The sequence below is a fragment of the Pseudomonas sp. CHM02 genome (assembly GCF_000612585.1).
In the GTDB taxonomy this organism is placed as follows: domain Bacteria; phylum Pseudomonadota; class Gammaproteobacteria; order Pseudomonadales; family Pseudomonadaceae; genus Aquipseudomonas.
In genome coordinates, this window is record NZ_JFCA01000090.1 from 1 (window position 1) to 9659 (window position 9659).

A 9659-nucleotide genomic window follows, 5' to 3' on the forward strand; every position below is an offset into this window, starting at 1 on the left:
ACGACGACCCGGTTTTTTTTATGCGTGCTTAGAAAGCGCCCATATAGTCGCGCTTGCCCACTTCCACACCGTTATGGCGCAGCAAGGCGTAAGCGGTGGTGACGTGGAAGAAGAACTGCGGCAGGCCGTAGGTCAACAGGTAGGACTGGCCGCTGAAGCGCTTCTCTTTCGGCGTGCCAGGACGGGTGATGATCTCGATGCCTTCCTTGCCGTCGATCTGCTCAGGCGTGATGGTGTCGACAAACGCCAGGACCTTGGCGATCAACGCCTGCAGGTCGGCGAAGGTGACTTCGGTGTCTTCATATTTTGGCACTTCGATCTCGGCCAGGCGTGCGGAGACGCCCTTGGCGAAGTCGACGGCGATCTGCACCTGGCGCACCAGTTGGAACATGTCAGGGAACAGGCGTGCTTGCAGCAAGGCGTTCGGCTCGATGTTCTTGGCGGTGGCGTGAGCTTCGGCCTTGGTCAACACACCGCTCAGGGCGGTGAGCATTTGCTTGAAGACCGGGATGGAGGCGGCGTACAGGGAAATAGTCATGGCAGTCTCATGGTTATGGCACGGTTTGAACCAGCGGCGATTATAGACATGCCCGGCGCTTGTCTTTTATTTTTTCCGGCTTACGCTAGTGAGCTCACTGCATAGGGAAAGCGCGATGACCGCCGAGCACGACACCGACACCCCTGAGCCGCGCCTGAACAGCACGGAAATCCGCATCCTGGGCTGCCTGATCGAAAAACAGGCGACCAACCCGGAAACCTACCCCCTGACCCTCAACGCCCTGGTGCTGGCCTGCAACCAGAAGACCAGCCGCGAGCCAGTGATGAACCTCAGCCAGGGCCAGGTCGGCCAGAGCCTGCGTGTGCTCGAAGGCCAAGGTTTCACCCGCCTGGTGATGGGCAGCCGTGCCGACCGCTGGGAGCACCGCGTGGACAAGGCGCTGGAGTTGGTGCCGGCCCAAGTGATCCTGACCGGGCTGCTGTTCTTGCGTGGGCCGCAGACCGTCAATGAACTGCTGACCCGCAGCGGGCGCATGCATGACTTCGAAGATGCCGAGCAGGTGGTGCACCAGCTCGAACGCCTGATCGCACGCGGGCTGGCGTTGCTGGTGCCGCGTCAGGCGGGACAGCGGGAAGATCGCTACACCCATGCACTGGGAGATCCGGCAGATATCGAGGCGATTATCGCGGCACGGGGGAATCCGCTGGAGCGCGGGGCTGTCAGTGGCGTGTCTGTGGAACGCATCGAAGAGCTGGAAGCGCGGATCGCAGCACTGGAAGAGCGGTTGGCTAACCTGTAGGCGCTGGCTCGCCGACGCTGGTCGTTAACGATAACGCGGGCATTCTGGATAGACGCGGCGTCTGGGCATTTTTCGCCGGCAAGCCGGCTCCTACAGGGGAAAATCTGTAGGCGCTGGCTTGCCGGCGATGGTCGTTAACGATGGCGCGGGAAACCAGAAAGAACGCGCGCCCTCGGGTTTTTCGCCGGCAAGCCGGCGCCTACACGGGAGCGGCGTTTTGAATCAGGCTCGGGCGAATGCCACGGCTTTTTCGAACTGTTCCAGGGTGGGTCGCACGCCGGTGTAGAGCACAAACTGCTCCAACGCCTGGATCGCGATCACTTCCAGTCCGGTAATCACCTGCTTGCCTTTCGCACGACCGCGCACGATCAATGGCGTTTCGGCGGGGATCGCCACTACATCGAACACAGTGTCTGCAGCGTCCACCGCTTCGGCGTCGAATGCCAGCGCATCCGCCTCGGCGCCGCCGGTCATGCCGATGGGCGTCACATTGATCAGCATCTGCGGGCGCAAGTCACCCAGTTCGGCCTGCCACTCATACCCCAGGTTTTGCGCCAGCGCCCGGCCCGCCGTCTCGTTGCGCGCCACGATCACTCCATTGGCGTAGCCACCATCGCGCAAGGCACTGGCCACGGCCTTGGCCATGCCGCCGCTGCCGCGCAGGGCGAAGGTCGATTCCTTCGGCACGGCGTGCTTTTTCAGCAGTTGTTCGATGGCGATGTAGTCGGTGTTGTAGGCCTTGAGGTGTCCATCGGTATTAACAATGGTGTTCAGGGAGTCGATGGCTTGAACCGAATCGTCGAGTTCGTCCACCAAGGCAATGGCAGCCTCCTTGAACGGCATGGAAACCCCGCAACCGCGTACGCCCAGCGCCCGGATACCACCGATCGCGCCGGGCAAATCCTGGCTGCTGAAGGCTTTATAGTAGAAGTTCAGACCCAGCTGTTCGTACAGGTGGTTATGAAAACGCAGGCCAAAGTTCCCGGGGCGCGCCGACAGTGACATGCACAGGCGGGTGTCCTTGTTGGGGTGCATCTGCATGGGGTAACTCCTTTGAGTAAGCAAATCGGTACAGACCTTACACAACCTTTACCTAGCGGCTGTGCTGTTTTTCAGAAATACGTTGTCTTAAAAGTATCCCCGCGACATTACTTGAGTCTATTGATTGCAGACCACAAGCGCTGGGGCTAACCGAGGAATGACCATGATTCGTACAATCCCCAAGATCGCCTTGCTTGTTGGCGCACTCGCTATGGCAGGCCAAGCCTCCGCCCACGGTGGTGGTTGGGGTGGCCCGGCCGTATTGGGTGCCTTAGTCGGCGCAGCAGTCGTGGGCTCCGTGGTTGCCAGCCAGCCGCGTGAAGTCTACGTGCAGCAGCCGGTGTATGTGCAACCACAGCCGGTGTATGCCGCTCCGCCGCCGGTCTACTACGCACCGCCACCGCCGGTGTATGTGCAGCAACAAGTCTACTACCGGCCGGCGCCGGTCTATTACGGCCCGCCACGTGGCTACTACGGCCCTCCCCACGGCTACTACGGCCGCGGCTGGTAACCGGCAATCGTCACCTCAGAACCAGGCCTCGCCCAACAGCGGGGCCTTTTTTTGCGTGACAAGTCCGGATTCAAGCTGCCAAGGTCGCTCTGAGGACAATGTTCGCCGCGAAATCGCACATCATCGACACCAATGTCTACTTGCTCGACCGGGGCCCACGCTGTCATGTTTGTGTCACGACAGCCTCCCACTATCGAGCCTGTCCACCCGATAACAACAAGGACGACTGACCATGCCCACGCAAAACCCGCACCGCACCGCTGGCCTTTGTACGTCCAGCAAAGTCTACAGTGCCCTCACGGAGCTCAAGCACCTGGAAGGCCATCGCAGCGCCAAATTCCTTGCGTTGCTGGCAGATAACCTGGTGCGCAAAGGCCTGCTCAGCGAGCAGGAAGTGGTGAATATGCTCGATCAGGTCGTGGACTGACGCCTCGCGTCGATGTCGACTATCGAGCCAGGTGATTTTTCCTAAGCCGTCCAGCCACGTAAGGTGACCTCCATAGCGATTGGAGGTCCTTATGCCCACTGTTCAGATCATGTCCGTCATCGGCAGCGCCGTCCCCGCCGCTCTTCGGGAGTCGGGTTTGCTCGCCTGCTGGTACCTGGTTCGCGATGGCGAAGCCATCAGCGGCCCGCTCACCTCCCTGTCGGCCGCCAAGAAACAGCTGCAACAAACCTCGAACTTCAGGCTCCACGCCTGAGGTTCACGGTAATGGCAACTTGACCCGTGGCTTGCTTTCCACGAACAACGCCCAGCTCGACATGAACAACGCCGCCACCAGCGGCCCGATCACAAAGCCGTTCAGGCCAAACACCGACAGCCCCCCAAGGGTCGAGATCAGGATCAGGTAGTCCGGCATCTTGGTGTCCTTGCCCACCAGGATCGGGCGCAGCACGTTGTCCACCAGGCCAATCACAAACACGCCAAACAGCGCCAGCACCACGCCCTGCCAGATCGAGCCACTCAGCAGGAAGTAAGCGGCCACCGGCCCCCACACGATTCCGGCCCCTACCGCCGGCAGCAACGACAGAAACGCCATCAGCACCGCCCAGAGCAACGCACTGGGGATATCCAGGAACCAGAAGATCAACCCGCCCAGCGCGCCCTGGGTCACGGCCACCAGCACGTTGCCCTTGACCGTGGCACGCACCACCCGATTGAACTTGAGTTGCAACCGGCGCTTCTGCGGTTCGGCCAACGGTACCGCCGTGCGCACCTTGCGCACCAGTTCCGGGCCGTCGCGCAGCAGGAAAAACAGCAAATACAGCATGATGAAAAAGCTCACCAGGAAGTCAAACGTGCCCTGGCCGAAGCTGAACGCCTGGGTCGCAAAGAACTGGCTGCCCTGCATGGCACTCTTGACGATTTTCTCCCGCAAGCCTTCCAGGTTGCCCATGCCAAAGCGGTCCAGCAGGTGTTGGAAGTACGGTGGCAACACGTTCTTGAACTGCTCGATGTAACCGGCCACATCCAGCTTGCCGCTCTCGATGTTCTTGTAGAGCGTCGCACCTTCTTGCACCAGCAAGGCACTGGTGATGATCACCGGCAGGATCGCGATGATCAGGCATGCCGACAAGGTGGTCAGGGAAGTGAGGTTGCGGTTCCAGCCAAAGCGTTGCTGCAGGCGACGCTGCATCGGGGCAAAGATGATGCCGAGGATCACCGCCCAGAACACCGCACCGTAGAACGGCAGCAGTATCCAGATGAAGGCGACGGTCACCAGGCCCAGCAGCAACAGCAGGGTTTTGAATTGCAGGTTGGTTTGATTCATGTCCGGTCCATGTCAGAAAAGCAGCGGGCCCTTGTGGGCCCTGTTGCTTAGTCCGCAGCGAAACCTGGGAGTGCCCTCGGTCATCGAACAAGCATAGACTGCCTCACTTGAGGCCTTTGGCCTCATCCAGCAACGTCTGGATCATTTGCTCCTGAGCCTCATAACGCCCTTCGCCAAAATGCGTGTAACGCACTTGCCCGTTGGCGTCGACCAGGTAATGGGCGGGCCAGTACTGGTTATTGAAGCGGCGCCAGATCGCATAGTTGTTGTCGATGGCCACCGGGTAGGTGATACCCAGCTTGCGCACCTGGTCCTTGACGTTGCCGATGATGCGCTCATAGCCATACTCCGGCGTGTGCACGCCGATCACCACCAGGCCGTCCTTCTCGTACTGCTTCGCCCACTCTTTGACGTAGGGCAGCGTGTGCTGGCAGTTGATGCAGTCGTAGGTCCAGAAGTCCACCAGTACCACTTTGCCCTTCAAGGATTCGCGGGTGAGTTCGGCTGAGTTGAGCCATTCGACCGCGCCGACCAGCGACGGCATCGCGCCCTGTGCATTGTCCTGCGCCGGGTCGGCCTTGACCTTGTTCACCAGGTAATCCACTGCCTTGGGAAGCGTTTCCAGCACGCCTTTTTCCAGGCTGTTGACACCTTCGGACGAGGCGCCGGCCAGCAAGGTTTTGTCGGCTCCGGTGGAAATCACCACCGCCGCCGCCAGTACCGCCACCCCTGCCCCACGGCGCAACCAACCGGTGACGGGAATCGAGGCCTTGAGCCGGTTGACCAGGCCGCGCCCGGCAAAGATCAAGGTGCCCAGGGACAACGCACTGCCCAAGCCGTACGCCACCAGCAACAGGCTGGTCTGCGCATTGGCACCCTGCAACATCGCACCGGTGAGGATCACCCCCAGGATCGGCCCGGCGCACGGCGCCCACAGCAGGCCGGTGGCGACGCCGATCAGCAGCGACTTGAGTGGCCCGGACAGCCGGCGACGGTCCGGATCGATGCGATTGCCCAGCCGCACGAACGGGCGGGCCAGCCAGCCGCCGATCCGCGCCGAGATCAGCGACAGCGCAAACAGCACCATCACGATCAGCGCCACATGGCGACCGGTGTCATTGGCCTGTACCACCCACTCACTGCTGACCACTGCCAGGCTGGAGATCAGCGCGAAGGTCAGGACCATGCCACCGAGGGTCAACAGGATCGAACCACGCGTGCGGTCGATGCCGGCGAACAGAAACGGCACCACCGGCAGGATACAAGGGCTGAGGACGGTCAGGATGCCGCCCAGGAATGCGATCAATAGCATGATGTTCACCTCAGTGGCCGCAAGGACTCAGTTATCGCCGATGCAGCCGTCGCCGAACTTGAGGTAATCCAGCACCTGGGTCGTGTCGTGGGAGTCCAGGTAGGTCATCCGGGCATTGACCACGCCACAGGCAGGCGTGGCGTCCTGGCTCATCGACACGACGCGCTTGATGTCCAGATGAGTACCGTAGTTGTAGGTGTGCGCCGTGACACTGGCTTCGGCGCGGGCCGACAGGGTGCAGAGGTTCAGCGCGGCAAACAGGCAAGCGGCGTAGATGGCTTTGGTGTTCATAGTGTTCAGCTCCAGGCTTCAAGGTGGGAGGCGGTGCGCCTCGTTGCAATCAATTAGAAGCCCTTGAGGTATCGCGCCTGTGTCTGAAAACGGCGCGGGTAAATCCACACGTATCCAGGCCGCCCGCCGATACACAGCGATACAAAAAGCCCGAAGGGCGACCTGGATCAATAAACCGCCGTTGCAGCTCGGCTACCTTCGCGACCTTTTGCGACCCATGCCCATGCCTCCTCTCCTCGCCCCCGAACTGCTCGCCCCCGCCGGCACCCTGAAAAACATGCGCTACGCCTTCGCCTATGGCGCCGATGCGGTGTACGCCGGCCAGCCGCGCTACAGCCTGCGGGTGCGCAACAACGAGTTCGACCACGCCAACCTGGCCCTGGGTATCCAGGAAGCCCACGCGCTGGGCAAACGGTTCTACGTGGTGGTGAACATCGCGCCGCACAACGCCAAGCTGAAGACGTTCCTCAAGGACCTCGCCCCGGTGATCGCCATGGGGCCGGATGCGCTGATCATGTCCGACCCCGGGCTGATCATGCTGGTGCGCCGGCACTTCCCGCAGATGCCGATTCATTTGTCGGTGCAGGCCAATACCGTGAACTGGGCCAGCGTGGAGTTCTGGCAACTGCAAGGGATCTGCCGGGTGATCCTGTCGCGGGAGTTATCCCTGGAAGAGATCGGCGAGATTCGCCAGCAAGTGCCGGCCATGGAGCTGGAAGTGTTTGTGCACGGTGCCCTGTGCATGGCCTATTCCGGGCGCTGCCTGCTCTCGGGCTATATGAACAAGCGCGATGCCAACCAGGGCACCTGCACTAACGCCTGCCGCTGGAAATACCAGGCCACACCGGCTGTGGAAAACACCACGGGTGATATCGTCCAGGTGTTTCAGCCTGAGCCGACCCTGGGAATCGGCGCACCCACCGACCAGGTGTTCCTGCTGCAGGAAGCCAACCGTCCCGATGATCAGATGCCCGCCTTCGAAGACGAGCACGGCACCTACATCATGAACGCCAAGGACCTGCGCGCCGTGCAGCATGTGGAGCGCCTGACCCACATGGGCGTGCATTCGCTGAAGATCGAGGGCCGCACCAAATCGCACTTCTACTGCGCGCGCACCACCCAGGTGTATCGCCAGGCCATCGACGATGCGGTGGCCGGCCGCGCCTTCGACCGCAACCTGATGACCGACCTCGAATCCCTGGCCCAGCGTGGCTACACCGAAGGCTTCCTGCGCCGGCATGTGCACGATGAATACCAGAACTACCAGAACGGCAGCTCAGTGTCGGAGCGCCAGCAATTCGTCGGTGAGCTGACCGGCGAACGTCGCGGCGAACTGGCCGAGGTCAAGGTGAAGAACCGTTTTGCCGTGGGCAATCACCTGGAGTTGATGACCCCCGCCGGCAACTTCCACTTTGACCTGGCCACCTTGCACAACGCCAAGGGTGAAGCCATCGACGTCGCGCCAGGGGACGGGCACACGGTGTATGTGCCGCTCCCGGCCGAGATGGACTTGCACTTCGGCCTGCTGATGCGCGACCTCTAAGGGTGTCGCGCTCAGCCAGGCGCTGAAGCGGGCCAGCAAGTCAGCGCAGATGAGCCCCTGTCATGGCTGATCAGATCCGGAACTGGCCGACCAACTGCCCCAGGCGCTGCCCCAGGTCCGCCAGGCTGCGCGAGGTCTGGGCGCCCAGTTGGGTCTCGTCGGCGACGCTGTCCACCGCGACGGCAATCTGATGCACGCTGCGGTTGATCTCTTCGGCCACGGCCGTCTGCTCTTCGGCAGCGCTGGCGATCTGGGCGTTCATGGAGTTGATGGTGCCGATCAACTGCGCCATGGTGTCCAGGGACGCCCCGGCTTCGTTGGCCTGGGCCGAGGTGCCGTCACCGGCATCGCTGGAGCGGCGCATGGCATCCACGGCGGCTTCGGTGCCTTTTTGCAGGCGGTCGATCATGCCCTGGATTTCCTGGGTGCTGGTTTGCGTGCGGCTGGCCAGGGCACGCACTTCATCGGCCACTACCGCAAAACCACGCCCGGCCTCCCCTGCCCGTGCGGCTTCGATCGCGGCGTTGAGCGCCAGCAGGTTGGTCTGTTCGGCGATGGAGCGGATCACGCTGAGCACACTGACGATGGAGGTCACGTCCTGCTGCAAGCTGTCGAGGGACACGCCGCTGCTGCGGATGTCGTTCACCAGCGCATGGATCTGCGCGATGCTGCCGTCCACTACACGCTTGGCGGCCTGGCCTTCGGCGTCGGTTTGCTGGGCAGCCACCGAGGCGCCCTGGGCGCTGCGCGCCACTTCCTGGGCAGCGGAAGACATTTGGTTGATTGCGGTGGCGACCTGGTCGGTCTCGTGGCGCTGGCGCTCCATGGCTTGCTCGGAACGCTGGGCCTGGTCGGAGACCTGGCTGACCAGGCCGGTGAGCTGGGTGGTCATCTCGGTGATCTGGCGCACCAGGCCGTGGATCTTGTCGACAAAGCGGTTGAACGCGCCGGCAAGATCGCCCAGTTCGTCCTGGCTGGTAATCGCCAGGCGGCGGGTCAAGTCGCCTTCACCGGCGGCGATATCGTCGAGGTTGGCTTTCATCAGGTGCAGCGGACGCAGGATGGTATTGGCCAGCAGCATGCCGACAGCGGCGATCACCAACAGCACCACCACGGCCACGCCGAGGATGCTCAGCAGCACGCCTTCCATGCGTGTCTTCACCTTGGCCTCGACCACCGCCACCTGGGCTTCGATGCCATCCAGGTTCACCGAGGTCCCGATGACCATGTCCCACTTCGGCAGGTATTCGGTGTAACCCATCTTGGGCACCAGTTCGGTCTGCCCCGGCTGGGTCGAGCTGTATTGCAGGTAATGGGTACCGTCCTTGCCGACCTTGACCAGGTCGCGGTTGACGTAGACCCCATTGGGGTCGCGGTTGTCCTTGAAGCTTTTGCCCACGCCGTCAGGGCTGTTGCCCTTGAACAGGCGGATGGTCTCGGAGTCGTAGCCGAAGAAGTAGCCGTCCTTGCCGTAGCTGGTGTTGGACAGCAGCTTGACGACCTGGGCGCGCGCAGCGGTATCGCCAGGCGCGGCCGCGTCGTAGAGCGGCTTGATGGTGGTCATGGCCACTTCGACATAGCTTTGCAGGGTGGCCTTGGCGTCATTGAGCAGGCGCTGGCGGGTTTCTTCCACCTCGTTGCGCGCCTGGCCCTGCAGGATCCACACGGTGGTCAGGCTGATGACCACGGCGAACAGCAACACCGGCACTACGGCGAGGGACAGGACTTTGGCCTTGAGGCTCAGACGCATGGCTTTTCTCTCTCTTATTAGTGGCGACTTGAGAGGTTAACGGCCGCATAGGAAGTTTCTGTAGTGAGCGGGCTTGCCCCGCGCTGGGTGGCGAAGCCGCCCTAATCCAACCACCGTGATGTATCAGAAAAAATCGAGGTG

The 9659-nt window shown here is 62.0% G+C and carries 11 protein-coding genes and 1 pseudogene; 5 read left to right on the top strand and 7 right to left on the bottom strand.

The annotated features are described in order from the left end of the window. Nucleotides 1-28 precede the first annotated feature (28 nt). On the bottom strand, nt 29-538 hold the full coding sequence (locus BM70_RS0130400) for a DUF1993 family protein (RefSeq protein WP_025859509.1): 510 nt from the start codon (nt 536-538) through the stop codon (nt 29-31). Nucleotides 539-653: 115 nt separating this feature from the next. Here BM70_RS0130400 and BM70_RS0130405 point away from each other — a divergent pair, with 115 nt between their 5' ends. Then, nucleotides 654-1298: a YceH family protein gene (locus tag BM70_RS0130405; RefSeq protein WP_025859510.1), complete on the top strand. Its 645-nt coding sequence runs from the start codon at nt 654-656 to the stop codon at nt 1296-1298. Nucleotides 1299-1520: 222 nt separating this feature from the next. On the opposite strand, the gene BM70_RS0130410 is transcribed toward BM70_RS0130405, so the two are convergent. Continuing rightward, entirely contained in the window at nt 1521-2339 is an 819-nt protein-coding gene (locus tag BM70_RS0130410) for a shikimate 5-dehydrogenase (protein ID WP_025859511.1), read from the bottom strand. A gap of 157 nt (nt 2340-2496) precedes the next feature. Here BM70_RS0130410 and BM70_RS0130415 point away from each other — a divergent pair, with 157 nt between their 5' ends. The 3 genes from BM70_RS0130415 to BM70_RS0130425 all read left to right on the top strand — a co-directional run bounded on the left by BM70_RS0130415 (nt 2497) and on the right by BM70_RS0130425 (nt 3551). After that, complete coding sequence (locus tag BM70_RS0130415) at nt 2497-2850, top strand: hypothetical protein (protein WP_012723373.1); 354 nt, start codon at nt 2497-2499, stop codon at nt 2848-2850. Between the two features lie 232 nt (nt 2851-3082). Then, the gene (locus tag BM70_RS0130420) at nt 3083-3277 is read left to right on the top strand and encodes a hypothetical protein (protein WP_025859512.1); all 195 of its coding nucleotides are present in this window, start codon (nt 3083-3085) and stop codon (nt 3275-3277) included. 91 nt (nt 3278-3368) lie between these two features. Beyond that, the gene (locus tag BM70_RS0130425) at nt 3369-3551 is read left to right on the top strand and encodes a hypothetical protein (protein ID WP_025859513.1); all 183 of its coding nucleotides are present in this window, start codon (nt 3369-3371) and stop codon (nt 3549-3551) included. A 3-nt stretch (nt 3552-3554) separates the two neighbouring features. On the opposite strand, the gene BM70_RS0130430 is transcribed toward BM70_RS0130425, so the two are convergent. The 3 genes from BM70_RS0130430 to BM70_RS0130440 all read right to left on the bottom strand — a co-directional run bounded on the left by BM70_RS0130430 (nt 3555) and on the right by BM70_RS0130440 (nt 6225). Next, nucleotides 3555-4622 (bottom strand): AI-2E family transporter, encoded by a 1068-nt coding sequence (locus tag BM70_RS0130430; protein ID WP_025859514.1) that lies wholly within the window; start codon nt 4620-4622, stop codon nt 3555-3557. Between the two features lie 103 nt (nt 4623-4725). Further along, nucleotides 4726-5934 (bottom strand): cytochrome c biogenesis protein DipZ, encoded by a 1209-nt coding sequence (locus BM70_RS0130435; protein WP_025859515.1) that lies wholly within the window; start codon nt 5932-5934, stop codon nt 4726-4728. Between the two features lie 27 nt (nt 5935-5961). After that, on the bottom strand, nt 5962-6225 hold the full coding sequence (locus BM70_RS0130440; RefSeq protein WP_025859516.1) for a DUF2790 domain-containing protein: 264 nt from the start codon (nt 6223-6225) through the stop codon (nt 5962-5964). A 223-nt stretch (nt 6226-6448) separates the two neighbouring features. Here BM70_RS0130440 and yegQ point away from each other — a divergent pair, with 223 nt between their 5' ends. Continuing rightward, nucleotides 6449-7768 carry a tRNA 5-hydroxyuridine modification protein YegQ gene (gene yegQ, locus BM70_RS0130445; protein WP_025859517.1) on the top strand — a complete coding sequence of 440 codons (1320 nt, stop codon included), beginning with the start codon at nt 6449-6451 and terminating at the stop codon, nt 7766-7768. Nucleotides 7769-7838: 70 nt separating this feature from the next. On the opposite strand, the gene BM70_RS34105 is transcribed toward yegQ, so the two are convergent. Further along, nucleotides 7839-8660, bottom strand: a complete 822-nt coding sequence (locus BM70_RS34105) for a methyl-accepting chemotaxis protein (RefSeq protein WP_371262195.1) — start codon at nt 8658-8660, stop codon at nt 7839-7841. Nucleotides 8661-8696: 36 nt separating this feature from the next. Beyond that, a pseudogene (locus BM70_RS34110) lies at nt 8697-9518 on the bottom strand (cache domain-containing protein); the annotation flags it as partial. Nucleotides 9519-9659 lie beyond the last annotated feature (141 nt).